The 24,000-nt window shown below is 70.7% G+C and carries 25 protein-coding genes and 1 pseudogene; 16 read left to right on the top strand and 10 right to left on the bottom strand.

Features of this window, described 5'->3' with window-relative positions:
* Window positions 1-57 precede the first annotated feature (57 nt).
* The 5 genes from fabG to ACFYO2_RS08480 all read left to right on the top strand — a co-directional run bounded on the left by fabG (window position 58) and on the right by ACFYO2_RS08480 (window position 4,775).
* Window positions 58-819: a 3-oxoacyl-ACP reductase FabG gene (gene fabG / locus ACFYO2_RS08500; protein ID WP_388345903.1), complete on the top strand. Its 762-nt coding sequence runs from the start codon at window positions 58-60 to the stop codon at window positions 817-819.
* 17 nt (window positions 820-836) lie between these two features.
* Window positions 837-1,595 carry an SDR family oxidoreductase gene (locus tag ACFYO2_RS08495; protein ID WP_388345900.1) on the top strand — a complete coding sequence of 253 codons (759 nt, stop codon included), beginning with the start codon at window positions 837-839 and terminating at the stop codon, window positions 1,593-1,595.
* Window positions 1,596-1,744: 149 nt separating this feature from the next.
* Window positions 1,745-3,325 carry an ABC transporter substrate-binding protein gene (locus tag ACFYO2_RS08490; RefSeq protein ID WP_388345897.1) on the top strand — a complete coding sequence of 527 codons (1,581 nt, stop codon included), beginning with the start codon at window positions 1,745-1,747 and terminating at the stop codon, window positions 3,323-3,325.
* A 108-nt stretch (window positions 3,326-3,433) separates the two neighbouring features.
* A complete protein-coding gene (locus ACFYO2_RS08485) occupies window positions 3,434-4,117 on the top strand; it encodes a uracil-DNA glycosylase (RefSeq protein WP_388345894.1) in 684 nt (227 codons plus the stop codon).
* A gap of 166 nt (window positions 4,118-4,283) precedes the next feature.
* On the top strand, window positions 4,284-4,775 hold the full coding sequence (locus ACFYO2_RS08480; protein WP_388345891.1) for a hypothetical protein: 492 nt from the start codon (window positions 4,284-4,286) through the stop codon (window positions 4,773-4,775).
* A 43-nt stretch (window positions 4,776-4,818) separates the two neighbouring features.
* Here the strand turns inward: ACFYO2_RS08480 and ACFYO2_RS08475 are convergent, their stop codons facing one another.
* Window positions 4,819-5,274 carry a hypothetical protein gene (locus ACFYO2_RS08475; RefSeq protein WP_388345888.1) on the bottom strand — a complete coding sequence of 152 codons (456 nt, stop codon included), beginning with the start codon at window positions 5,272-5,274 and terminating at the stop codon, window positions 4,819-4,821.
* Window positions 5,275-5,479: 205 nt separating this feature from the next.
* A complete protein-coding gene (locus tag ACFYO2_RS08470) occupies window positions 5,480-5,992 on the bottom strand; it encodes a DinB family protein (protein ID WP_388345885.1) in 513 nt (170 codons plus the stop codon).
* Between the two features lie 130 nt (window positions 5,993-6,122).
* Between ACFYO2_RS08470 and ACFYO2_RS08465 the strand changes: the two genes are divergently transcribed.
* A complete protein-coding gene (locus ACFYO2_RS08465; protein WP_388345882.1) occupies window positions 6,123-7,028 on the top strand; it encodes a Gfo/Idh/MocA family protein in 906 nt (301 codons plus the stop codon).
* Here ACFYO2_RS08465 and lnt read toward each other — a convergent pair.
* Together lnt and ACFYO2_RS08455 are read right to left on the bottom strand one after the other, a co-directional pair.
* The gene (lnt, locus tag ACFYO2_RS08460) at window positions 6,952-8,517 is read right to left on the bottom strand and encodes an apolipoprotein N-acyltransferase (RefSeq protein ID WP_388345880.1); all 1,566 of its coding nucleotides are present in this window, start codon (window positions 8,515-8,517) and stop codon (window positions 6,952-6,954) included. The genes ACFYO2_RS08465 and lnt overlap by 77 nt on opposite strands.
* Window positions 8,518-8,588: 71 nt before the next feature.
* Window positions 8,589-9,074, bottom strand: a complete 486-nt coding sequence (locus ACFYO2_RS08455; RefSeq protein WP_388345878.1) for a nuclear transport factor 2 family protein — start codon at window positions 9,072-9,074, stop codon at window positions 8,589-8,591.
* 94 nt (window positions 9,075-9,168) lie between these two features.
* Between ACFYO2_RS08455 and ACFYO2_RS08450 the strand changes: the two genes are divergently transcribed.
* Window positions 9,169-10,284, top strand: a complete 1,116-nt coding sequence (locus ACFYO2_RS08450) for an AI-2E family transporter (protein ID WP_388345875.1) — start codon at window positions 9,169-9,171, stop codon at window positions 10,282-10,284.
* Between the two features lie 72 nt (window positions 10,285-10,356).
* Here ACFYO2_RS08450 and ACFYO2_RS08445 read toward each other — a convergent pair whose 3' ends face one another.
* The 3 genes from ACFYO2_RS08445 to ACFYO2_RS08435 form a co-directional block, all read right to left on the bottom strand.
* Window positions 10,357-10,536, bottom strand: a complete 180-nt coding sequence (locus ACFYO2_RS08445) for a hypothetical protein (RefSeq protein ID WP_388345872.1) — start codon at window positions 10,534-10,536, stop codon at window positions 10,357-10,359.
* A gap of 103 nt (window positions 10,537-10,639) precedes the next feature.
* Window positions 10,640-11,515 carry an undecaprenyl-diphosphate phosphatase gene (locus ACFYO2_RS08440; protein WP_388345870.1) on the bottom strand — a complete coding sequence of 292 codons (876 nt, stop codon included), beginning with the start codon at window positions 11,513-11,515 and terminating at the stop codon, window positions 10,640-10,642.
* A gap of 143 nt (window positions 11,516-11,658) precedes the next feature.
* Entirely contained in the window at window positions 11,659-12,129 is a 471-nt protein-coding gene (locus ACFYO2_RS08435) for a winged helix-turn-helix transcriptional regulator (protein ID WP_388345868.1), read from the bottom strand.
* 144 nt (window positions 12,130-12,273) lie between these two features.
* Between ACFYO2_RS08435 and ACFYO2_RS08430 the strand changes: the two genes are divergently transcribed.
* Window positions 12,274-13,443 carry a thiolase family protein gene (locus tag ACFYO2_RS08430; RefSeq protein ID WP_388345865.1) on the top strand — a complete coding sequence of 390 codons (1,170 nt, stop codon included), beginning with the start codon at window positions 12,274-12,276 and terminating at the stop codon, window positions 13,441-13,443.
* Window positions 13,444-13,447: 4 nt separating this feature from the next.
* On the opposite strand, the gene ACFYO2_RS08425 is transcribed toward ACFYO2_RS08430, so the two are convergent.
* The gene (locus tag ACFYO2_RS08425; protein WP_388345862.1) at window positions 13,448-14,242 is read right to left on the bottom strand and encodes a TVP38/TMEM64 family protein; all 795 of its coding nucleotides are present in this window, start codon (window positions 14,240-14,242) and stop codon (window positions 13,448-13,450) included.
* A 326-nt stretch (window positions 14,243-14,568) separates the two neighbouring features.
* On the opposite strand from ACFYO2_RS08425, the gene tuf reads away from it, so the two are divergent.
* From tuf to ACFYO2_RS08400, 5 genes and pseudogenes are all read left to right on the top strand, one after another.
* Window positions 14,569-15,738, top strand: a complete 1,170-nt coding sequence (gene tuf, locus ACFYO2_RS08420) for an elongation factor Tu (protein WP_388345859.1) — start codon at window positions 14,569-14,571, stop codon at window positions 15,736-15,738.
* A 123-nt stretch (window positions 15,739-15,861) separates the two neighbouring features.
* Window positions 15,862-16,707, top strand: a complete 846-nt coding sequence (locus ACFYO2_RS08415) for a spermidine synthase (protein ID WP_388346093.1) — start codon at window positions 15,862-15,864, stop codon at window positions 16,705-16,707.
* A 513-nt stretch (window positions 16,708-17,220) separates the two neighbouring features.
* A complete protein-coding gene (locus tag ACFYO2_RS08410) occupies window positions 17,221-18,963 on the top strand; it encodes an RICIN domain-containing protein (protein WP_388345856.1) in 1,743 nt (580 codons plus the stop codon).
* 383 nt (window positions 18,964-19,346) lie between these two features.
* Window positions 19,347-19,427: pseudogene (locus ACFYO2_RS08405) on the top strand (hypothetical protein); the annotation flags it as partial.
* Between the two features lie 327 nt (window positions 19,428-19,754).
* Complete coding sequence (locus ACFYO2_RS08400; RefSeq protein WP_388345853.1) at window positions 19,755-20,411, top strand: DedA family protein; 657 nt, start codon at window positions 19,755-19,757, stop codon at window positions 20,409-20,411.
* A 3-nt stretch (window positions 20,412-20,414) separates the two neighbouring features.
* Here the strand turns inward: ACFYO2_RS08400 and ACFYO2_RS08395 are convergent, their stop codons facing one another.
* Window positions 20,415-20,945, bottom strand: coding sequence for a gamma carbonic anhydrase family protein (locus tag ACFYO2_RS08395; protein ID WP_388345850.1), 531 nt, complete (start codon window positions 20,943-20,945; stop codon window positions 20,415-20,417).
* Window positions 20,946-21,064: 119 nt separating this feature from the next.
* Between ACFYO2_RS08395 and ACFYO2_RS08390 the strand changes: the two genes are divergently transcribed.
* Complete coding sequence (locus ACFYO2_RS08390) at window positions 21,065-21,820, top strand: acyltransferase (RefSeq protein ID WP_388345848.1); 756 nt, start codon at window positions 21,065-21,067, stop codon at window positions 21,818-21,820.
* A gap of 8 nt (window positions 21,821-21,828) precedes the next feature.
* Here ACFYO2_RS08390 and ACFYO2_RS08385 read toward each other — a convergent pair whose 3' ends face one another.
* Window positions 21,829-22,686 carry an EamA family transporter gene (locus ACFYO2_RS08385; RefSeq protein WP_388345845.1) on the bottom strand — a complete coding sequence of 286 codons (858 nt, stop codon included), beginning with the start codon at window positions 22,684-22,686 and terminating at the stop codon, window positions 21,829-21,831.
* A gap of 151 nt (window positions 22,687-22,837) precedes the next feature.
* On the opposite strand from ACFYO2_RS08385, the gene ACFYO2_RS08380 reads away from it, so the two are divergent.
* Both ACFYO2_RS08380 and ACFYO2_RS08375 read left to right on the top strand, forming a co-directional pair.
* Entirely contained in the window at window positions 22,838-23,410 is a 573-nt protein-coding gene (locus ACFYO2_RS08380; RefSeq protein ID WP_388345843.1) for an XRE family transcriptional regulator, read from the top strand.
* Between the two features lie 32 nt (window positions 23,411-23,442).
* A complete protein-coding gene (locus ACFYO2_RS08375) occupies window positions 23,443-24,000 on the top strand; it encodes a YbaK/EbsC family protein (RefSeq protein WP_388345842.1) in 558 nt (185 codons plus the stop codon).

Raw genomic sequence — 24,000 nt, 5'->3', positions numbered from 1 at the left:
GTACTAAGCGGTCGCTCACCAGATGGGCGTCCTTCTCGAAGACGAGGAGAACCAGCAATGTCCACCACTGAGCAGCGGGTCGCCGTGGTCACCGGGGGAGCGCGCGGCATCGGCGCCGCCACCGCCGTACGACTGGCCGCCGAAGGGCGCGCGGTCGCCGTGATCGACCTCGACGAGGCTGCCTGCAAGGACACCGTGGAGAAGATCACCGCGGCGGGCGGCAGGGCGATCGCGGTCGGCGCGGACGTCTCCGACGAGGCCCAGGTCGAGGCTGCCGTCGCACGTGTCGTCGCGGAGCTCGGCGCCCCGACGATCCTCGTCAACAACGCGGGCGTGCTCCGCGACAACCTGCTGTTCAAGATGAGCGTCTCCGACTGGGACACCGTCCTGAACGTGCACCTGCGCGGCTCCTTCCTGATGACCAAGGCCGTCCAGAAGCACATGGTGGACGCCGGCTTCGGCCGCGTCGTCAACCTGTCCTCGTCCTCCGCGCTCGGCAACCGCGGCCAGGCCAACTACTCCGCCGCCAAGGCCGGTCTGCAGGGCTTCACCAAGACCCTCGCCGTCGAGCTCGGCAAGTTCGGCATCACCGCCAACGCCGTCGCCCCGGGCTTCATCGCCACGGACATGACCGCAGCGACCGCCGCCCGGGTCGGCATGGGCTTCGAGGAGTTCAAGGCCGCGGCCGCCACCCAGATCCCGGTCCAGCGCGTGGGCAACCCGGACGACATCGCCAACGCGATCGCCTTCTTCACGGGTGACGCCGCCGGGTTCGTCTCCGGCCAGGTGCTGTACGTGGCCGGCGGACCGCTCAACTAGGGCTGAGGAACAGGGACATGACAACTGTGGAACTCTCGGGCAAGGTCGCCCTGGTCACCGGCGCCAGCCGCGGCATCGGCTACGGCATCGCCGAGGCGCTTCTCGCGCGCGGCGACCGCGTCTGCATCACCGGGCGCAACGAGGAGGCCCTCAAGGAGGCCGTCGAGCAGCTCGGCGCCGACCGGGTCATCGGCGTCGCGGGCAAGGCCCACGACGTGGGCCACCAGGCCGTCGCGGTGGAGCGCACGATGGAGGCCTTCGGCCGCGTCGACTACCTGGTGAACAACGCCGGTACGAACCCGGTGTTCGGGCCGATCGCCGACCTCGACCTGGACGTGGCGCGCAAGGTGTTCGAGACGAACGTCGTCTCGGCGCTCGGCTTCGCGCAGAAGACCTGGCACGCCTGGCAGAAGGACAACGGCGGCGCGATCGTCAACATCGCCTCCGTGGCCGGCGTCTCCGCCTCGCCCTTCATCGGCGCCTACGGCATCAGCAAGGCCGCGATGATCAACCTGACCCTCCAGCTGGCGCACGAGTACGCGCCCAGGGTGCGGGTCAACGCGATCGCCCCGGCCGTCGTGAAGACCCAGTTCGCGAAGGCCCTGTACGAGGGCCGGGAGGAGGAGGCCGCCGCGGGCTACCCGCTGGGCCGGCTCGGCATGCCCTCCGACATCGGCGGCGCCACCGCCTTCCTCACGTCGGAGCAGTCCGACTGGATCACCGGCCAGACGCTCGTCGTCGACGGCGGCATCTTCCTGAACGCCGGCGTGGGCTGACTTTCGTGAACCTCGGCACGGGCGCTCGTTGACGGAAACGGCGCCCGTGTCCACGTGCAGGACACGTCACAGGCCCGGGGAGGTCCAGCGGGCGGAGCGCTGCGGTATGGTCTGCCGACCCTTGGTACGGCATTTCGAGGAGCAAGCGCGTGTTCATGCGGAACCGATACCTGCCGCCGCTCGCGGCCCTCGCGTCCATATCCGTGGTGGCCGGATGTGGTGTGTTCTCCTCGGACGCCTCCGGCGACGAGGCGCAGCTCGTCGTGGGGACCACAAGCGCTCCGGCCACGCTGGATCCCGCGGCTTCCTGGGACAGCTCCTGGGAGCTGTTCCGCAATGTGTACCAAACCCTCCTGAACTACAGCCCCGGTGGGGCCGAGCCCGAGCCCGACGCCGCCGAGAGCTGTGGGTTCACGGACGATACGAGCACCGCGTACAGATGCGTGCTGCGCAAGGACCTGAAGTTCTCCGACGGGCACACGCTGGACGCCAAGGCCGTCAAGTACTCGTTCGACCGGATCAAGAAGATCAACCTCAATGGCGGTCCCGCGGGTCTGCTGGGGACTCTCTCGCGGGTGCAGGTGAAGGGTGACCGTGAGGTCGTCTTCCATCTCAGCCAGCCTGACGCCACCTTCCCCCTGGTGCTGACCACGCCCGCCATGTCGATCGTGGATCCCGAGGAGTACCCCGCGGACGCGATCCGCAAGGACGGAAAGATCAGCGGCTCGGGGCCCTACAGCCTTGCCTCCTTCGAGGAGGGCAAGAAGGCCGAGCTCGTCCGCAACGACAACTACCACGGCATAGCGGACCGCAAGAACAGCGCCGTCACCATCCGCTACTTCCAGCAGTCGGACGAGCTGGTCAAGGCCCTGAAGGACAAGCAGATCGCGGTCATCTATCGCGGTCTCGGCGCCTCGGACACCGTGGACCTCGATGCCAACCAGAAGGCGGAGAAGGTCCAGCTCCTCGCGAACCCCACCACCGAGATCAGTTACCTGGTCTTCAACCCCAGCGACCCGTGGGCCGCCAAGCCCGCGGTCCGCAAGGCGGTCGCCCAGGTCATCGACCGCCCGGCGCTCGTGCACAACGTCTACAAGGACACCGTCGAGCCGCTGTACTCCATGGTCCCCAGGGGGCTGGTGGGCCACACCACGGGCTTCTTCGACGACTTCGGGGTCCCCAGCGTGCCCAAGGCCAAGCGGATCCTGAGGGATGCGGGCATCACCGAGCGCGTCCCGCTGACGCTCTGGTACACGAGCGACCGCTACGGCTCGACGACCAAGCCCGCCTTCGAGGAGCTGAAGCGGCAGCTCGAGGCCTCAGACCTGTTCAAGGTCACCCTCAAGAGCCGCCCCTGGAAGACCTACGTGGAGGGATACCAGAAGGGCGAGTACCCGGTGTTCGGGCGCGGCTGGTTCCCCGACTTCAACGACGCCGACAACTTCATAGCGCCCTTCGTGGGCAAGCAGAACGCGCTCGGTACTCCGTACGAATCACCTGAGATCACCGGCAAGCTGCTGCCGGAGTCGCGCGCGGTGAGCGACCGCGGGGCCGTGGCCAAGCAGATCGAGGAGGCCCAGCAGATCCTCGTGAACGACGCGCGGCTGCTGCCCCTGTGGCAGGGCAAGCAGTACGTGGCCGCGAACGAGGAGATCGCCGGTCTGGAGAAGGTCATCGACCCGGCGACGATGATGGACATGTGGGAGCTGTCCTGGAAGACCAGCTGGTAGGGGGCTGGTCGTGCGGTCCGCGGGGCCGGCTGTCAGTGCTCGGCTGTAGGTTCTGTGGCCTGGACGTGAGCGCACGTCCCAGCGACCGCACACCCTAAGGAAGTTGACGTGACCGACATCGCCATGCTGCCCGATTCCTGGCGCGGGGTCCTGGGCGACGAACTGCAGCAGCCCTACTTCAAGGAGCTGACGGAGTTCGTCGAGGAGGAGCGAGCGAAGGGTCCCGTCCATCCTCCGCGCGAGGAGGTCTTCGCCGCGCTGGCCGCGACCCCGTACGAGCGGGTGAAGGTCCTCGTCCTCGGCCAGGACCCGTACCACGGCGAGGGTCAGGGGCACGGCCTGTGCTTCTCGGTCCGCCCCGGTGTGAAGACCCCGCCCTCGCTGCGCAACATCTACAAGGAGATGAAGCAGGAGCTCGGGCTGGAGATCCCGGACAACGGCTATCTGATGCCGTGGGCCCGGCAGGGCGTCCTGCTGCTCAACGCGGTGCTCACGGTCCGCGGCGGCGAGGCCAACTCGCACAAGGGCCGGGGCTGGGAGAAGTTCACCGACGCGGTGATCCGCGCGGTGGCCGACCGGCCCGACCCGGCGGTCTTCGTGCTGTGGGGCAACTACGCGCAGAAGAAGCTCCCGCTGATCGACGAGACCCGGCACGTGGTGGTCAAGGGCGCCCACCCCTCCCCGCTGTCCGCCAAGAAGTTCTTCGGCTCCCGTCCGTTCACGCAGATCAACGAGGCGGTCGCCCGCCAGGGCCACGAGCCCATCGACTGGACGATCCCGAACCTGGGCTGACGCCCGAACCTGGCCCGCTTCCCACAACCTGGCCTGATTCCGAACCTGGCTGCCCCCGCCGCCGGGCCGGTTCCACGTCTGAACCGGCCCGGTGCCGCCTGACCGTGTTTGTCCGTGACGGCGGTTAGCGTCGGCAGGGACAGTCGGCGAGGGTGCGGAGGACGCGGTGGCGGAGCGACAGGAACAGGCGAGCGCGGATGCCGTGATGACGCGGATCGGGCAGGTCGTCATGCTGCATCACGCGGGGGACCGGGAGGAGGCCCGGCAGCGGTTCCTGAGCCTGTGGGCGGAGATCGGTGAGGACGGCGACCCCCTGCACCGCTGCACGCTCGCCCACTACATGGCCGATGCCCAGGACGACCCGTTCGACGAGCTTGCCTGGGACCTGAGAGCGCTGACGGCCGCGGAGGAGCTGACGGACGACCGGCTCCGCGAGCACGAGGGAGCGCTCGCCGTGCGGGCGCTGTACCCGTCGCTGCATGTGAACCTGGCCGCCGACTACGTGAAGCTCGGCCGCACGGAGGCCGCCCGCAGCCATCTGCGCCGGGCGCGGGGAGCGTCCGACGCACTGGGCGACGACGGCTACGGGGAGGGGGTGCGCGGGGCGATCATCCGGCTGGAGCTGCGGCTCGGCGAAGGGGACGCCTCCCGCGGCTGAGCGTGCGGGCCGCCCTGGCACCGGCCGGAGTGCGGCTGCGGCCTCAACGCCCGTACGCCTGCTCGCAGATCACCGACTCCGGGCTGTCCGCCCGCCAGCCGCCGTACCGCCTGCCGAGGGCGCAGACGTCCTTCGCGTCCATGGGAATGGACCTGGCCACGTCGGGGAGCTCGACGGGCGGTTTCCCGGGGTGTCCGACCTCGAGGCGGCGAGGTTCCGGATGTGCCGGGTGCGCCGGGTGCGCCCGGTGGGAAGGCGGAGGCGGCTTCTGTGCCTGCGGCGGGCCCGAGCGGGCGGCACCGTGCGACGCGGCCGACGTCGGGTCCGGACGGCGGGACGGGCCGATCATTTCCAGGGCCTCGCGGACCGGCGCCTGCACGATCTGCGGCTCCGCCTCCCCGTCCGGCCGGGGCGCCGAAGGCCGGGAGGGCGGTGCCGGCGGGCCGGACACGGGCGGGTGCTGGACCGTCACACAGCCGGAGAGGGCCGAGACAGCCACGGTGACCAGGAGCGTTGCGGTTGTCGTCGTTCGATGCACCCGCGCAACTCTGCTGCGTTTGGCGCCCTTTGGACAGCGGACAAGCGGAGGTTGCCCCGCACGGGTGATCTCCGGCCCCGTACGGAGGGGTCGGTCCGGCAGCGGCTGACGTGGGCCCGCCGCCGAGGCCGGTCCCCGCGGCCGCCGACCTCAGTCTCCGTCGCGGTCAGTCTCCCGTCGCGCCGTCGACGCGCTCGCGGATCAGGTCGGCGTGGCCATTGTGGCGGGCGTACTCCTCGATCATGTGCGTGTAGATCCATCGCAGGTTGAACGGCTCGTCGGTGAACCGGCTCTTGCCGCGCGAGAGGTCGTCCAGGCCGAACTCCGCGGCATTGCGCCGGGCGACCTCGATCTCGGCCTGCCAGGTGCCGTACGCCTCCTCCCAGGTGTCCGCATCGGTGAGATGGAACTCGCCGTCCCGGTCCTCCTCGGTGTAGTAGATCGGCCCCGGGTCGTCGCTCACCAGGACCTTGCGGAACCAGCCCCGCTCCACCTCCGCCATGTGCCGCACCAGGCCCATCAGGGACAGCTCGGACGGCTCCACCGAGGCGGTTTTGAGCTGGGCGTCGGTGAGTCCCTCGCACTTCACGGCCAGGGTCTGCCGGTGGTAGTCCAGCCAGCCCTCCAGCATGGTGCGTTCGTCGGCGTTCTGGGCGGGTTCACTGCGCTGCGTCGTCATGCACGCATCGTCGCCCACCGGGCCTGCCCCCACCACGGGTTTTTCCCCGCCCGCGCCCACCGGCGGCGCCCACCACGGCCGTATGCTTCCGGCATGACACCGGCAGGCAACCACCGCTGAAGGAGACCCCGTGAAGGTCGGCTGCATCGGACTCGGCGACATCGCGCAGAAGGCGTATCTGCCGGTGCTCGGCGGCCGCCCCGGGGTCGAGCTGCACCTCCAGACCCGCACTCCGGCGACGCTCACCCGGGTCGCCGACAGCCTCCACCTCCCCGAGGAGCAGCGCCACACCGACCTGGACTCCCTCCTCGGCCAGGATCTCGACGCCGCCTTCGTGCACGCGCCGACCGCCGTGCACCCCGAGATCGTGACGCGGCTGCTGGAGGCGGGCGTACCGACGTACGTCGACAAGCCACTGGCGTACGAACTCGCCGAATCCACCCGGCTGGTGGAGCTCGCCGAGCAGCGGAACGTGAGCCTCGCCGTCGGCTTCAACCGGCGCTACGCCCCCGGGTACGCGCAGTGCGCCGACCACCCGCGTGAGCTGATCCTGATGCAGAAGAACCGGATCGGGCTCCCGGAGGAGCCGCGCGCGATGATCCTCGACGACTTCATCCACGTCGTGGACACCCTGCGCTTCCTCGTGCCCGGCCCGATCGACGACGTGACCGTGCGCGCCCGCGTGGAGAACGGCCTGCTGCACCACGTCGTGCTCCAGCTCGCCGGGGACGGCTTCACCGCGCTCGGCGTGATGAACCGGCTCAGCGGCTCGGCCGAGGAGATCCTTGAGGTGTCCGGGCAGGACACCAAGCGTCAGGTGGTCAACCTCGCCGAGGTGATCGACCACAAGGGCCAGCCCACCGTGCGGCGGCGCGGCGACTGGGTGCCGGTGGCCCGGCAGCGCGGCATCGAGCAGGTGGTGGGTGCCTTCCTCGACGCCGTGCGCGCGGGCAAGGTGCTCAGCGCCCGGGACGCGCTGGCGACTCATGAGCTGTGCGAGCGGGTGGTACGCGCGGTTCAGGAGACGGGCGCCTGATCCGCAGCGCCCGTGCGCCCTCGGTGAGGGCCCACCCGCCGAGGATCAACAGGGCCGCCTGCACCGGCCAGTCGCCGAAGCGGACGTACGGCGTGACGCCGTCGGCCAGCGGCACCTCGTACACCGCGCTCGTGCTCGCGCTCGTGCCGAGCCACTCCCCGATGCGCTGCCCGCTCGCGCCGTAGACCGCGGACACGCCCGTCAGGGTCGCGTGGACCATCGGGCGGCCGGTCTCGGCGGCGCGCAGCGCGGCCAGCGAGGCGTGCTGTTCTGGGGCCCAGCTGTGCTGGAACGTCGACGTCGAGGACTGGCCGACCAGTACGTCGGCGCCGTCCTCGGTGAGATGGCGGGTCATGTCGGGGAAGGCGGTCTCGAAGCACACCATCGGGCCGATGCGCAGCCCGTTCCCGGCGTTCATCACCACCTGCTCGGAGCCCTTCCTGCGGTCCTCGCCCGCGGCCTTGCCGACGGAGGTCGCCCAACCGAGCAGCGAGCGGGCCGGGATGTACTCGCCGAAGGGCACGAGCCGCATCTTGTCGTAGCGGTCGCCGGTGAGGCCGTCGGGTCCGACGAGGACCGAACTCTTGTAGATGCCCGGCTTGTCGGAGCGCCGGGCGTCCACGTTGACGAGTATGTCGGCGCCGGTGTCGCGCGACAGAGTGGCGATCCTCGCCGCGAGGTCGGGCCGGCCGCCGAGGTCGTGGCCGACGCTGCTCTCGCCCCACACGATCAGGTCGACGTCCTGTCCGACCAACTCGCGGGTGAGCTGTTCCTCCCGTGCGAAGCGCCGGTCGGCGCCCTCGACGACACCCGGCTGGACGACAGCGATCCTGGTCCGTCCGTCGACATCGGGGCGCGGCGACCACGCCCAGGCCGCCGAGGCGGCCGCCGCCGTGGCGACGAGTCCGGCCACGGCCGGCACCCGGGACTCACGGACCGCGACCAGCACGGCGACCGCGACATTGACGGCCACCACCAGGAAGCTCAGCAGCCACACCCCGCCCACCGAGGCGAGCCGCAACGCCGGTTCCACCTGCCACTGGCTGGCACCGAGGACCCCCCACGGGCCGCCGAGTCCCTGCCAGGAGCGCACGAGTTCGACCATCAGCCAGCCCGACGGCAGCACGAGCAGGGCGGCCGCGATCCGGGCGCGGGACGGTGTTCCGGCGAGACAGCGGCGCACCAGCCAGGCCCAGGGGGCCCACAACGCGCCCAGCAGCGCCGCGAGGACGAAGGTGAACACGTGCAGGCTCGGCAGCAGCCAGTGGTGCATCGCCAGCATGAAGCCGAACCCGCCCCACCAGCCGTCGTACGCCGCCCGTTTCCCGGTCGGCGCCGAGTGGACCAGCACGATCCAGGGGACGAGGGCGACGTACGCGCACCACCACAGCGACGGGGCGGGAAAGGCGAGTACGGGCAGGGCACCCGCCGCCGCGGCGACGGTCGAGCGCCGCCACGGGGAGGCGAGCCAGTGGCCGAACGACTTCATACGGCGCCTCCTACCCCGTCTGTCTCTCCAGTGTGCGTGCCGCGGCCGACCCCGGGACAGTGGGCGTCGGTTCAGTTGATCACAGGTGCCGGCTGCGGGTCCGGCAGACGCCGCCACTTCTCCTGGACGAGCACCTCGCGCAGCCGCCAGCCGTCGTGCGTGCGCAGCAGCCCGAAGACGTACCGCCCGCCGCACACGAAGTCGGGGGCTGCCGGGCCGCCTTCGGAGTCGGCCAGGCGCATCGGATTGATGTAGTCGGCCTGGAGATCGGCCGTGTCGCCGGTGTCCTGCTCCAGGAGGCCGAAGCGGACCCGGCGGTTGACGATCAGATGCTGCCGCATCGCGAACAGCCGCATGCTCTCCTCGAGCCATGCGGCGACTTTCCCGGCGTCCCCCTCGATGCCCCCGGCCGAGCGGTAGTCCGCCCGTCCGTCGGGTGTGAACAGCCCTCGATACGCCTCCCAGTCGCCGTCGTCCACCGCCGTCGCGTAGTCGGTGATCAGTTCGTCGACTGCCAGCCGGTCCATCACGGTCGCGAGCTCCACACGCTGCGTCATCGGCTCAGTGTTGGGCATGAGGAGGGCGCCGCCAAGGGGGGTGGGGTGATATTCGGTGGCAGGAGATCGGCCGTACGGCCAATAGGGTTAGCCCATGTCCGCCCCGTTGAGTTCCGCGAGAGCCCGCACCGCGCTGCGCACATCGGCGCGCATCTCCGTCGACTTGCTGCTGGTGCTCGTCATGCTCGCGGTCGCGTTGTGGGTGCTGGGCCGGATGTGGTCGGTCGTCTGGCCGCTCGTCGTCGGCCTGCTCCTCACCACGCTGACCTGGCCCCTGGCTCGTTTCCTGCGTCGCCGCGGGTGGTCCCCCGCCCTGGCCGCGTCGGCGGTGACCGTACTGTTCGTGCTGGTCGCCCTGGGTGTCGTGGCGCTGATCGCGGTACCGGTGGCGTCCCAGTCCGGCGAGCTGACCGACGGCGTGGTCGAAGGCGTCCAGAAGCTGCGCGAGTGGGCCGCCGGACCGCCGTTGAACATCGGCGACGCCCAGATCACCAAGGCCATCGACACCGCGGTCGCCCGCGCCCAGGACGGCCTCGGCAACATGGTCTCCACTGTCGTCACGGGCGTGAGCACCGTGGTCAACGGCGTGGTCACCGCCGTCCTGGCGCTCTTTTTGATGTTCTTCTTCCTCAAGGACGGACCGCGGTTCCTGCCGTGGCTCGCCCGTCAGCTGCCCGGCCGGCTCGCCACCGACATCCCGACCGTGGCCGCGCGCAGCTGGGACACCCTGGGCGCGTTCGTGCGCTCCCAGGCGGCCGTCGGACTGCTCGACGCCGTCCTGATCGGTCTCGGCCTGTGGATCGTAGGGGTACCCCTGGTGCTTCCGCTGGCGGTGCTGACCTTTGTCTCCGCGTTCGTGCCGATCGTGGGCGCCCTGTTCGCCGGTTTCGTCGCGGTGCTCATCGCGCTGGTCTCGAACGGTCTGACGGACGCGCTGATCGTGCTGGCCATCATCGTCGTGGTGCAGCAACTCGAGGGCAACGTGTTCCAGCCCATGATCCAGAGTCGTGGGCTCGGCCTCCACGCGGGGGTGATCCTGCTGGCGGTCACGCTGGGCGGCAGTCTGGCCGGAATCGTGGGCAGTCTGCTCGCCGTACCGGTCGCCGCGCTGATCGCGGTGGTCTGGAACTATGTGCGCGAGGAGCTCAGCGACGCACCGCCGGAGCCGGGGACCGACGGATCACACACCGGTGAGGTCGCCCCGACGTAGCAGGCTCCTGTGTCGCCCGTCAGCTGCGGCGCTCAACTCGGCTGCCTCAACTCGGCACTGAAGGGCGGCTGTTCAGGCCGCCTCGACGACGGTGCCGCGGATCGCGGCCGCCCACTCGACGACCAACAGCTCGTACTCCGCGCGCTCCTGGGCCGACAGGGTTCCGCCCGCGCGCAGCCAGAGTGCGCGGATCTGCTCGTTCACCTCGGCGGCAGACCGCACGGAAGCCGGAGCCATGGAATCGGGGGACATGCGCACAAGCCTAGGGGCAAGCACTGACAGTCCGCTACCGGATGGCTACTCAACTCCTATGTCATTGATCACGGGTGGGCCGTCATGTGGTCACGGGTGGGCGTCAGCCCGCCGACTCCGCCGCGTGCGGGCTGAGCGCGCCCATCGTGACCAGGACGACGATCAGGATGCCGAGGGCGATGCGGTACCACACGAACGGCATGAAGCTCTTGGTCGAAATGAACTTCATGAACCACGCGATCACGGCGTAGCCCACCCCGAACGCGATCACCGTCGCGAAGATCGTCGGGCCCCAGGAGACGTGGTCACTCTCCATCGCGTCCTTGAGTTCGAACAGGCCGGAGGCGAGCACCGCGGGGACGGCGAGGAGGAAGGAGTAGCGGGCCGCGGCCTCGCGCTGGTAGCCCATGAAGAGGCCGCCGCTGATGGTGGCGCCGGAGCGGGAGACGCCCGGGATGAGGGCACAGGCCTGGCAGAGGCCGTAGATCAGGCCGTCCTTGACGCTCAGGTCCTCAAGTGTCTTTCGCTGTGTGGCCGCGCGGTGCCGGCCGCCGCTCTCGTCGCGCGCCGCGAGCCGGTCGGCGACGCCGATGATCACGCCGACCACGATCAGCATCGTCGCGGTGATCCGCAGATCGCGGAAGGGCCCCTCGATCTGGTCCTTGAGCGTCACGCCGAGCACGCCGATCGGGATCGAGCCGACGATGACCAGCCAGCCCATCTTCGCGTCGTGGTCGCTGCGCATCTCCTTGTTCGCGAGCGAACGCGTCCAGGCCGAGATGATCCGCCCGATGTCCTTGCGGAAGTAGATCAGGACGGCTGCCTCGGTGCCGATCTGGGTGATCGCCGTGAAGGCCGCGCCCGGGTCCTCCCAGCCCGAGAAGGCCGCCGTCAGGCGCAGGTGCGCACTGGAAGAGACAGGGAGGAACTCGGTCAGCCCCTGGACGAGTCCGAGGATGAGGGATTCAAACCAAGACATGAAGTTACGGAGTCCAAGCGCTGATCGTGGTGAGGAGCGACGGGCACACCGAGCCGCCGGGCGCGGTGATCGGTTGTGTCGAGGGCAGCGTAGCGTCCTGAAGTGACGGCCCTGGCACAGGGGTTTGGATGCGGCAGCGGGCGCTAGGCGGCGGCCGGGCCCGCCACTGTCCACCCCTCGGCCTGGGGACGGGCCGTCAGATCCTCGTGCCGGACCGCGTCTCCGCAGGCCCCGCACGTGACGACCGGGGCGAGTTCGTTGCCGCAGGAGTGCTCGACCAGCATCGGGCGGTCGTCGTCCTTGTGCAGATGGCGGTCGCCCCACGCCATCAGGGTCATGAGGACCGGCTCCAGTTCGAGTCCTGCCTGCGTCGGCCGGTACTCGAAGCGCCGCGGCCGCTCGCTGTACGCCTTCTTCGTCAGGATCCCGGCATCCACGAGCCGGCGCAGCCGGGTGGCGAGGATGTCGCGGGGGGCGCCGATGTTGCGCACCAGCTGGTCGAAGCGGCCGTTGCCGAGGCACGCCTCGCGCAGGACCAGCAGGGAGTACTTCTCCCCGACCAGTGCGAGGGTGTCGGCGATGGAGCAGGGGCGCGGGTCCTTGGTGGCGGCCATGACGTTCAGTCTAGGGGAGGGTTGGAATTTCCAACCTGCGACGCTATGGTGAGTTTGGATTTCCTACTCTCCGGTAATCGCCGGTGTTCACCGGAAACGCCGGTCTGGCCCGGTAGTCCCGGTAGTCATCCTGGAGGCCGCACCATGCGTGACGCAGTGATCGTCGAAGCCGTACGCACTCCCGTGGGCAAGGGCAAGCCGAACGGCGCCCTCGCGCACGTCCACCCCGTCGAACTCCTCGCCCACACCCTGCGCACCCTCGTCGACCGCTCCGGCGTCGACCCGGCGCTGATCGACGACGTCATCGGCGGCACCGTCGACCAGGTCGGTGAGCAGGCCATGAACACCACCCGCTACGCCGTCCTGTCGGCGGGGTTCCCGGAGACCGTCCCCGCGACCACCGTCGACCGCCAGTGCGGCTCCTCCCAGCAGGCCGTGCACTTCGCGGCCCAGGGCGTCATCTCCGGCGCGTACGACCTCGTCGTCGCCTGCGGTGTCGAGTCGATGAGCCGCGTCCCGATGTGGTCGAACGTGCCGGCCGGCAAGGACCCCTTCGGTCCCGGAGTCGCCGAGCGCTACCAGGAGGGCCTGGTCCCGCAGGGGATCAGCGCCGAGCTGATCGCCGCCAAGTGGTCGATCACACGCGACCAGATGGACGCCTTCGCCCTCTCCTCGCACCACAAGGCCGCTGCGGCCTGGGACGCGGGCCTGTTCGACGCCGAGGTCGCGCCCCTGGAGGGCGTGACACGGGACGAGTGCGTACGGCCGGGCACCACCACAGAGATCCTGGCCGGGCTGAAGCCCGCCTACCACGATCCGAACTTCGCCGAGCGCTTCCCGCAGATCGAGTGGAACGTGACCGCGGGCAACGCCAGCCCGATCAACGACGGGGCGTCCGCCGTGCTCATCACGTCCAGCGAGACCGCGGCCCGCCTCGGACTGCGCCCTCTGGCCCGGCTGCACAGCTTCGCCGTCACCGGCTCCGACCCGGTCCTCATGCTCACCGGCGTCATACCGGCGACGGAGAAGGTGCTGCGCAGGGCCGGCCTGTCCCTCGACGACATCGACCTGTTCGAGGTCAACGAGGCGTTCTCCAGCGTGGTGCTGGCCTGGCAGCAGGAGACCGGCGCCGACCTCGCCAAGGTCAACGTGCACGGCGGCGCGATCGCCCTCGGGCACCCGCTCGGCGCGAGCGGCACCCGGCTGACGACCACCCTCGTGCACGCGATGCGGGAGCGCGGCGCCCGCTACGCCCTGCAGACGATGTGCGAGGCGGGCGGGCTCGCCAACGCGATGGTCCTGGAGTCCGTGTAACCGGCTACCGGACCCCGCGCAGGTGGTGGCGCTTGCGCCAGGCCACCACCGCGCCCACCAGCGCGGGCAGCGCGATGCAGGCCATCGCGATCAGGAAGGCCGGCGAGGTCGGCGCGGAGGCGCGGGCGCCCGCGACGACGTACGCGGCGGTGTTCGGTATGGAGCCGAGCGCCGTCGCCACGAGGAACGGGACGTAGCCCATGCGGGAGACGGCGGCGCAGTAGTTCGCGGCCCAGAACGGCACTCCGGGGAACAGCCGCGCCGCCAGCATCGACCGGAAGCCGTGCCGGCTGAGCTGACCGTCCGCGGCCTTCAGCCACCGGCCGCGCAGCAGCGGGCGCAGGGCGTCCTGTCCGAGGATCCGGCCGAGACCGAAGGCGAGCCCGGCGCCGAGCACCGTGCCCACGATCGCCGAACCGGCGCCGAGTTGGGAGCCGAACAGCGCGCCCGCCCCGAGGTTCAACAGCGGGCGCGGCACGAATGCCACCGTGCACAGCCCGTAGGCCGCCGCGAACACCAGCGCAGCCGCCGCTCCGCCGAGCTGCGGCGGCCAGCCGTCCGCCAGCAGGCGCTGCGGTTCGAAGAGCAGTACGGCCGACGCGGCGCCCGCCAGCAGGGCGATGAGCAGGGACAGCCGCGACCACGGAGACAGCAGCACTCTCGTGCAGCGCGCGGCGAGGCCCACGGGCGCGGGTACGGCGAGCTCTGGAGTGGCAACGGCGACGAGGGCGAGCTCAGTGGCGGCGGCCCGGGGAGTGGCCGTGGCGGTGCCCCCAGAGCGGGTGGTGGCATCGAGCATCCAGCGACGGTAACCGACGGACATGTGTGATCGCCGTATGGATCCCGTCCGTTGTGCGGATCGGCACGGTCAAAAACCATTCGACGTGGGACAAAGCGTCGGCAATGATCTGCGTCATGTTCCGGTACGCCTTCCTCCTCGCAGCATCCGCGGTCGCGGATGCCCCGAAGGCTGCCGCCCCCTTCTTCCCGGCCGCTGTCGACGGCGCCCGAAGCTGACCCTCTCCGGATCGTCCGGCGGACCCCGCAGGGGGAGGGTCGGCGAGTCCTTGGGGTCCCCATCTCCTACGAGGAGATCTGTTCACGAAGAGACTTCGAGGTATCGCCATGCCCAAGACGGCGTACGTCCGCACCAAACCGCATCTGAACATCGGCACGATGGGTCATGTCGACCACGGCAAGACGACCCTCACCGCCGCCATCACCAAGGTCCTCGCCGACCGCGGCTCCGGCACGTTCGTGCCGTTCGACCGCATCGACCGGGCGCCCGAGGAGGCGGCGCGGGGCATCACCATCAACATCGCGCACGTCGAGTACGAGACCGACACCCGGCACTACGCGCACGTGGACATGCCGGGCCACGCCGACTACGTCAAGAACATGGTCACCGGTGCCGCGCAGCTCGACGGGGCCGTCCTCGTCGTCTCCGCGCTCGACGGGATCATGCCGCAGACCGCCGAGCACGTGTTGCTCGCCCGGCAGGTGGGCGTGAACCACGTGGTCGTGGCCCTCAACAAGGCCGACATGGCCGACGAGGAGCTCGCCGACCTCGTCGAGCTGGAGGTCCGCGACCTGCTCACCGCGCACGGCTACGGCGGTGACTCCGTGCCCGTCGTACGGGTCTCCGGGCTCAAGGCCCTCGAAGGGGACCCGCGCTGGACCGCGTCCGTCGAGGCGCTGCTCGACGCGGTGGACACGTATGTGCCCATGCCCGAGCGGTATCTGGACGCGCCGTTCCTGATGCCGGTGGAGAACGTGCTCACCATCACCGGGCGGGGGACGGTCGTCACGGGCGCGGTCGAACGGGGCACGGTGCGGGTCGGGGACCGGGTCGAGGTGCTCGGCGCTTTCGTCGAGACGGTGGTCACGGGTGTGGAGACCTTCGGCAAGCCGATGGACGAGGCGCAGGCCGGGGACAACGTGGCGTTGCTGCTGCGGGGGGTTCCACGGGACGCCGTCCGGCGCGGGCATGTGGTGGCTGCGCCGGGGAGTGTGGTGCCCGGGAGCCGCTTCACGGCGCAGGTGTACGTCCTTTCGGCGCGGGAGGGCGGTCGTACGACGCCGGTCGCGACCGGGTACCGGCCGCAGTTCTACATCCGTACGGCCGACGTGGTCGGGGACGTGGACCTGGGCGAGGTCGCTGTCGCGCGGCCCGGGGAGACGGTGACGATGACCGTCGAGCTCGGTCGTGAGGTGCCGTTGGAGCCCGGGCTGGGATTTGCCATCCGTGAGGGTGGGAGGACCGTCGGGGCGGGGACCGTGACTGTCGTTCTCTGAGGGTGGCTGGTGTGCGTGGGGAACTGCGGGGCTGTTGTGGCTGGTCGCGCCCGCGAGGCGGAGCCGCACAGTGTCGCAGCCCCACGCCCCTGAGGCAGGCTGCGAAAAGGGCACAATGGCATGGTGAACGAGCCCATACCCGTCACCCGCGACGTCGATCACGGGGTTGCCAAGCTGATGCCCGACGTCGATCGGGAGCGGGCCTGGTTGTTGACCGTGAACGGGGCGCCGCAGTCGTACGTCGACCTGGACGAGCCGGAGCATCTGGAGTTCGAGTACGCGCGGCGGCTCGGGCATGTCCTGGACATCGTGGCGGAGGCGGGGTGTCCGTTGGACGTGCTGCACCTCGGTGGGGGCGCGCTCACACTGCCCCGGTACCTGGCCGCGACCCGGCCCGGCTCGCGGCAGGACGTCGTCGAGGCGGACCGGGCCCTGCTGGAGCTGGTCGGGGAGTACCTGCCGTTGTCGGAGGACGCGGGGATCGCGCTGCACGCCGCCGATGCGCGTGCCTGGCTGGAATCAGCCCCTTCGCAGTCCGCCGACATCCTCATCGCCGACGTCTTCGGCGGATCGCGTGTCCCCGCGCACCTCACGTCCGTCGCCTACGCCGGCGAGGCCGCGCGCGTGCTGCGCGGCGACGGCGTCTACCTCGCCAATCTCGCCGACGCCGCGCCCTTCGCCTTCCTGCGCTCCCAACTCGCCACCTTCGCCGCGGTGTTCGAGGAGCTGCTGCTGATCGCCGAGCCGGCCGTGCTGCGCGGCCGGCGCTTCGGCAACGCGGTGCTCGTCGCCGCACACCACCCGCTCGACACGGCCGCCCTGACCCGGCGCACCGCCTCCGACACCTTCCCGGCCCGAGTCGAATCCGGGCCCGCCCTCCGGGACCTCATCGGCGGCGCGGAACCGGTGCTGGACGCGGACGCCGTACCGTCACCCGTACCCCCCGAAGGGGCGTTCGGCATCGGCTGACCGATCACCGCGGCAGCGTGCCGGAGGCGGCCACCAGACCCGACCTCAAGTTGCGGCCCGCCCAGGCCGGTTTGCGGGAGCGGCGGCGGAAGTCGGCAGGTGCGTCACCGTTGCCCGGCTTCTTGGCTTCGCGTAGCTGACCGGCCACCCGTGCACACAACTTGACGGACCCGCTTCCGTGCTTTTTCGAATGCGGGTGCGGATACCGCCGGTAACTTTTCTGAAGTGGCGTCTTTTTGAATGTGGGTCGCTCGAACTTCTTGTTTCTTGTGAGTCGTTTGTGCGAAGGTGAGCGGCCCCCTGACGGACGGCTCATAACGACCGCTCATAACCGCCGTGCACCTGACCGGGCATAGGTATGCACCAATCAGGCACCTGCTTTCCTACGGACGCATATTCGGTATGCCGTCCTGTGGCTTGGAAGGAATTGGTCCAGTGCAGTCCCCCTACCCCCCACGGCCCCCGTACCCGCCCCGGCCCGGATCGAGCGCCGGGGAATCCGACCGTGATCTCATGGCCCGACTCGAAACGGACGGCACGGACGCCCACGCCGTCGCGCTTCTGATGTCCCGGCACTGGCGGGCGACCTACGACTACGCGGTCATCTGCCTGGTGTCGTCGGCCTCTTCGGCGTCGATGGCGACCGCCGCCGCGTTCCACCGGGTGCTGGGACGGGCAGGCGGCGGTGCCGTACGCCCCCAACTCCTCAGGGCCGTACGAGAAACTGTCAAGGAGTGGGCCGCGGACGACGGAATTTCCGCCGTTCTGCCGGAAGTCCGCAAACCGACCGGCGGCCGAGGTCTGCGCGCCGCGAGGTCGGTCACCCCCGAAAGGCGGCAACTCGCCGAGCGCGCATTCCAGGCTCTTCCGGGAGCCTCCCAATGCCTGCTGTGGCACGCCGAGGTCGAGGCCGAGCCCATACCCGTACCGGCCCGACTGCTGGGCGTGGACCCGGCCCGGGCGAGGGCCGGTCTGGAGCAGGCGCGGGAGCAATTCCGGGCGGGCTGTGTACGGGCCCACCGGGAACTCGCGCCCACCAGCGAATGCCGCTTCTACAACCGTCTCCTCGACGTCCCCATTCGCCGGGGCGGCGGCCTGCTGCCCGACGTGCAACAGCATCTGACGGTGTGCCGGTACTGCCGGCACGCGGCCGAGCAGCTCAGCCATTTCGAGGGCGGCCTGGAGGAGCTGCTCGCCGAGACCGTGCTCGGCTGGGGCGCCCGCCGCTACCTCGACTCACGGCCCGGCCGGGGGAACGCCCAGGCCGCGCCCGGCGGCCGCCACCGCCCTGCATCGGCCGACCACCTCGCCGCACCGCGCAGGCACAGGAAGGCGGTGTTCGTGGGCGCCGGTCTCACGTCCCTCGCCCTGCTCGTGACCGTGCTCGTCGCCAAGGGGTGGTCCGACGAGGGCGGGGCCCCCGGACCCAGGGCCACCTGGGGCGCACCCAGTGGCCACTTGGTCTCCCCGGGCGCCGTGGGAGACACGTCGTCCGGTCGGTCCCCGTCCGCCGCTTCCGTGGGCAGCCCCGTCGAGGTCGGACACGGCAGGCTCCGCAACGTCGCCGCCGGCCTGTGCCTCGACGTACGCGGGGGCAGGACCGGGGACGGCGTCGGGACCGTGCTGACGGCGTGCTCGGCGGCAGGCTCCCAGCAGTGGTCGTACCAGGGCGACGGTCTGCTGCGCAGCACCGTCGATCCCACCCTCTGCCTCGACGCCGACGCCGACGAGGGCTCGGTCGTCCTGGCCGACTGCGTGGTGCATGCCGGTGAGGTCCGCTACGACCTCACGGTCCGCGGCGAACTGCTGCTGCGCCGGGGTGAGGGCCTGCTCGTCGCGCCCGGCCCCGGGAAGGCCGTGGTCGTCGCCGAGCGGGACGGATCAGCGGACCAGCAGTGGGTGTGGGAAGCCGCCCTGAGCGGTACCACCGGCGGTGCGGAGGCGCGGGGCGAGATGCGGGAGGGCAGCCCCGGGGCACCGGGCTCGCCGTCGGCCACGTCGCCGTCGCCCGACGCCGATCCACTGGACCAGGGCCCCAAGGCTCCGCGGGGCGATCAGCCGCACCCGCCGCCGCAGTTCGAGAAGCGGATGGCCCAGGTCGGCGCCGACACCGGCGACGGCGGCTCCGTGCCGGTCGCGCCTGTCCAGGAAGCACGGACACTTCCGGGCGTCGCGCCGGACACGGCGGCGACGGTGACCGACACCGTCACCGTCACCACGACCCTGGACACGACCGTCGGCACGTTCCTCGGCTAGTCGGGGCGTCGGGGCGTCGGGGCGTCGGGGCGTCCGACGGTCGGGGGTCACCCCACCGGGGTGGCCCCGTCTTCGGAGCCCTCCGCCTCGGTCCCGTCCACGCCCGAGTAGCGGCGGAATTCACCGGCCACGGGGTGGTGATCGTCGGTCGGGAAGGACTGGGTGAGACGGCCGCCGGGGTCGCTGTCGCCGAACAGGGAGCACGGCGCCGGTGCGCCGCAGCCGGGGCATCGACGTCGCGGACGAGGTGTTGAGGACGACCGTGGTCCGCGGGTTGGCCGCCGCCACCGCCTCGATCAGCCGCTCCTGACGGCCCGGAAGATGTCCGGCGGCAGCATGCGGACAAGAAACACGCCGGCTACCGCTGGTACGACGCCGAAGGCGTGCGGCGCTCGCCACGGCTGCGACTCGTCCAGGCCGTGCGGGTGCTGGGCGGATACCGGAGGCTCACGCTCGGCGCGGGGGAGCGGCGGCGGGTCAGCGTCCGCGTCGACGCCCGCACCCTGTCCTCGTGGATCCCAAGCGCCACGACTGGGTGCTCGGGACGGGCCGCCGGTCCGTGTGGGTCGGGGCGTCGGCAGGCGAGCTGCGGCTGCGGACGAGTGCGGAGGTGGGCGGATGATCCGGCGCACCGCTTTCGGGGCGCGTACTGAGCGGCACCGTGGGCAGGGAAGGCCGGTGCGACCTGTGGGACGCCGCGGCATCCCGGTGACCCGGTAGGCTTCCCGGGTGTGCGCGCGTTCCCGGGCGCACGCCCGGGAACGCAGGGACGCGAATCGGAGGAACCGGCGTTGCACGTCCAGGAATGGCTCGACACGGTGCCCGCGGTCGCCGTCTACGCCCTCGTGGGAATCGTCATCGGTCTGGAGAGCCTGGGCATACCGCTGCCCGGCGAGATCATCCTGGTGTCGGCCGCACTGATGTCCTCGCAGCACGCGGGCATCGACCCGGTGATCCTCGGCGCGTGCGCCAGCGTCGGCGCGATCGTCGGCGACTCCATCGGCTACGCCATCGGCCGCAAGGGCGGGCGGCCGCTGCTGGCCTGGCTCGGCAGGAAGTTCCCCAAGCACTTCAGCGAGGGGCACATCGCCACCGCCGAGCGGTCCTTCGAGAAGTGGGGCATGTGGGCCGTCTTCTTCGGCCGCTTCGTCGCCCTGCTGCGGATATTCGCCGGTCCGCTCGCGGGTGTGCTGCGGATGCCCTACTGGAAGTTCCTGATCGCCAACATGCTCGGCGGGATCCTGTGGGCGGGCGGCACGACGGCCGTCATCTACTACGTCGGGATCGTCGCCGAGTCGTGGCTGAAGCGGTTCTCGTGGCTGGGGCTGGTGGCGGCGCTGCTCATAGGGCTCACGTCGATGCTGGTGCTGAAGCGCAAGGCCAAGAAGGCGACGGCTCAGCAGCAGACGGCCGGATCCGAGCCGGAGCCCGTCCCGGCCGCCGACTGAGGCTCAGTCCTCGTGCACCTTGCTGTGCGCCTTGGCCAGGTCCGCGTACATGGTGCCGTTCAAGGTCACTCCCTGACGCTCCTCCTCCGTCAGCTGCCGCTTCACCTTCGCGGGCACGCCGGCGACCAGTGAACCCGGCGGCACCTGCATCCCCTGCGGCACCAACGCCTGCGCGGCGACCAGCGAACCCGCCCCGATCACCGCACCGTTGAGAATCGTCGCACCCATCCCGATCAGGCAGTCGTTCCAGACGCTCGCCCCGTGGACCACGGCGTTGTGGCCGACGGACACCCGCTCGCCGATCGTGACGGGGAAGCCGGGATCGGCGTGGAGCGTGCAGTTGTCCTGGATGTTGCTCTGGGCGCCGACGGAGATCCGCTCGACGTCGCCGCGCAGCACCGCCCCGTACCAGACGCTCGCGCCCGCCTCCAGCGTCACGTCGCCGATCACCGAGGCCGTGGGCGCGACGAACGCCTCCTGGTGGATGTTCGGTTCCTTGCCGCCGATGCCCGTGATCAACGCCCTCTGCACCATCGCCGTCTCCTCGCCCTCTCCTCGTCGTCGACAACACCGGCACCGTACGCCACCGGGTGGGGCGAAGATCACAGCCCCTCGATCTCATGGGCTCAGGTCACGCTGAGTACGGTGAGCGGGTGCCGAAGCGCAAGAACACGTTCTCATCATGGCCGCGCGGCCTGGCGCAGCGGGTCGTGCACGCGGGCTGGGCCTGGGTGCAGCGGACCGGCTCGGTCACCGCCGCCCACCCGGGACGGTTCCGCTTCGGCGCACTCGGCATCGGCACCCGGCTGGCCTTTCCGCTCGGCACGGTCTTCGGTGAACCCTGGATCCACCTGGGGGCGCACTGCATCGTCGGCGAACAGGTCACCCTGACCGCCGGGTTGATGCCCGACCTCGACCTCGGCCCTGACCCGATCCTGCGCATCGGTGACGGAGTCGTTCTCGGCCGGGGCAGCCATGTCATCGCCGACACGACGGTCACCATCGGCAGCGACTGCTACTTCGGGCCGTATGTGTACGTCACGTCCACGAACCACTCCTACGACGACCCGCACGAGCCCATCGGCAAGCAGTGGCCCCGGATGGAGCCGGTGGAGGTCGGGCCGGGGTGCTGGATCGGGACGGGCGCGGTGATCCTGCCCGGCGCGCGGATCGGGCGGAACGTGGTCGTCGCCGCCGGGGCCGTGGTCCGTGGTGTGGTGCCCGACCACGCCGTCGTGGCGGGGGCGCCCGCCCGGGTCGTACGCCGCTGGACTCCCGGCGACGGCTGGCAGCCGCCGCTCAGGACGCCGGCGCCGGTGCCGATTCCCGAGGGGGTCACCCCGGAGCAGCTGAGCCGGCTGGCCGGTCTGGACGACGAGACGGCGTCGAAGCTCGCCGAGCTGGACTGACCGAGGACTCAGCCGGTCGCGAGCAGCAGTGTGCCCACCAGGGCCAGGCCCGCTCCCGCCGCCTGGACCACCCGCAGTCGTTCGCTGAGAAAGCCGCGCGCGGCCAGGGCGGTCACCACCGGGTACAGCGAGGCGAGGACCGCGGCCACGGTGACCGGGCCGTGCTGGGCGGCGACCGAGTACGTGCCGTTCGCCGCGACGTCCGCGAGCCCGACGAAGGCGAGGGCCGGCAGCAAGGCCCAGGGGAAGCCGCCCTGCGGGAGTGCCTCGCCGCCCCGCTGCACGGAGACGTACAGCGCGGCGCCGCCCACGGCCACATTGGTCACGCGCTGCACGAAAAGGGCGAGGAACAGGCCGCTGACGGTCGTCGACGCCTCCGCGATCAGCGCGAACACCGTACCGAAGCCGAGGGCGGCGACCAGGGTGAGGAGGATGGTCCGGCGCTGCACGGGCGCGCCCCGCAGCTGCGCTCCGCCCGCGAGGACGACCCCGGCCACGGCGACCGCGATGCCCGCGACCTGCAGGAGGCCCGGGCGCTCGCCGAGGAAGAGGCCCACGCCGACGGGGACGGCCACGCTCAGGGTGGCGAGCGGGGAGACCACGCCCATCGGGCCCAGCGCGAGCGCCTTGTAGAAGCAGAGCAGGGCGACGGGACCCACCACCCCGGCGGCCACCGCGAACCACAACCGCGGACCGGCCTCGCTCCAGCCGCCGGTGGCGACGACGATCGCACCGAGCACGATCGCCGCGATCGTCTGGGAGACGACCACCACCGTCAGCGCCGGGGTGCGCCGGGTCAGCAGTCCGCCGCCGAAGTCGGCCAGCCCCCACAACAGGCTGGTGGCCAGGGCGAAGAGTGCTGTCACGGGGGCCTCGCAGTACAGTTCGGTGAACGATCGGGTGCACCACACCGTAGTTCAGTAAAATGAACCCTGTCATCCAAAATATTGAACCTGGCGATCGACCCGATCGACCCGGACGATCAACCCGAATATCGGCCTAGAAGTTGGACGGAATGTGTCGGACCTCGACCTGCTGACCCAGTCCCTGGCGCGCAACGTCAAGCACTGGCGCGCGGTGCGCGGCTTCACCCTGGACGTGCTCGCCGCTCGCGCCGGAGTCAGCCGCGGCATGCTCATCCAGATCGAGCAGGCCCGGACCAACCCCAGCCTCGGCACGGTCGTCAAGATCGGCGACGCGCTCGGGATCAGCATCACCACCCTGCTCGACTACGAGCAGGGACCCAAGGTCCGGGTCGTCCCAGGCGACCAGGCCGTACGGCTGTGGCACACCGACGCCGGCAGTTACAACCTCCTCCTTGCCGGAACCGAGGCCCCCGGCCCGCTGGAGTTGTGGGAGTGGCGGCTGATGCCCGGCGAGAGCAGCGCCTCCGACCCGCATCCCACCGGCACCGCCGAGCTGCTCCACGTCACCGAGGGTGAACTGGCGCTCACCGTGGACGGCGTGGAGTACCGCGTCCCGGCGGGCGCGACCGCCTCCTTCGAGGCCAACACTCCGCACACGTACGGCAATCAGGGCGACGTTCCGATGGGGATGCTGATGGCCGTCTCCGTCCCGCCCGTGCACTGAGGCGCCCCGGGCGGCTTTGTTAGCGTGCGGTCATGGACGCACCCATCGGACACTTCGACCACGCCATCCCCGCACCCGACTGCCTCGACGAGCTGACCGGTCCGGTCGCCGAGGCCGTACGTCACTGGAGCGGCAGCGTCCCCGCCGAGCAGATCGTCTACGTCGACACCGACCCGCGGTGGGCCGACACCGCCGTCTTCGTGGAGCACTACGGACGCGAGCTGCTGGAGCGGTCCGCGAACTGCGTGGTCGTCGCGGGCAAGCGCGGCGGCGAGAGCACGCTCGCCGCGTGTGTCGTACTGTCCACCACCCGGGTCGACGTCAACGGCGTCGTCCGCCGCCAACTCGGCGCCCGTAAGGCCTCGTTCGCCTCGATGGACAGGGCGACGGGGGAGACCGGCATGGAGTACGGCGGCATCACGCCGATCGGACTGCCGGGCTCCTGGCCGGTGCTGGTGGACTCGGCCGTCGTCGACCTGCCGTACGTCCTGGTGGGCAGCGGGCGTCGGCGCGGCAAGCTGCTGGTGCCGGGGAAGGCGTTCGCGGAGCTGCCGGGTGCGGTGGTGCTGGAGGGGCTGGGGGTCTCCTGA

The organism is Streptomyces sp. NPDC006602, assembly GCF_042870385.1.
GTDB lineage: Bacteria > Actinomycetota > Actinomycetes > Streptomycetales > Streptomycetaceae > Streptomyces.
Note: the sequence above shows the minus strand (reverse complement) of the source record. Positions and strands in the feature narration are given on the sequence as shown.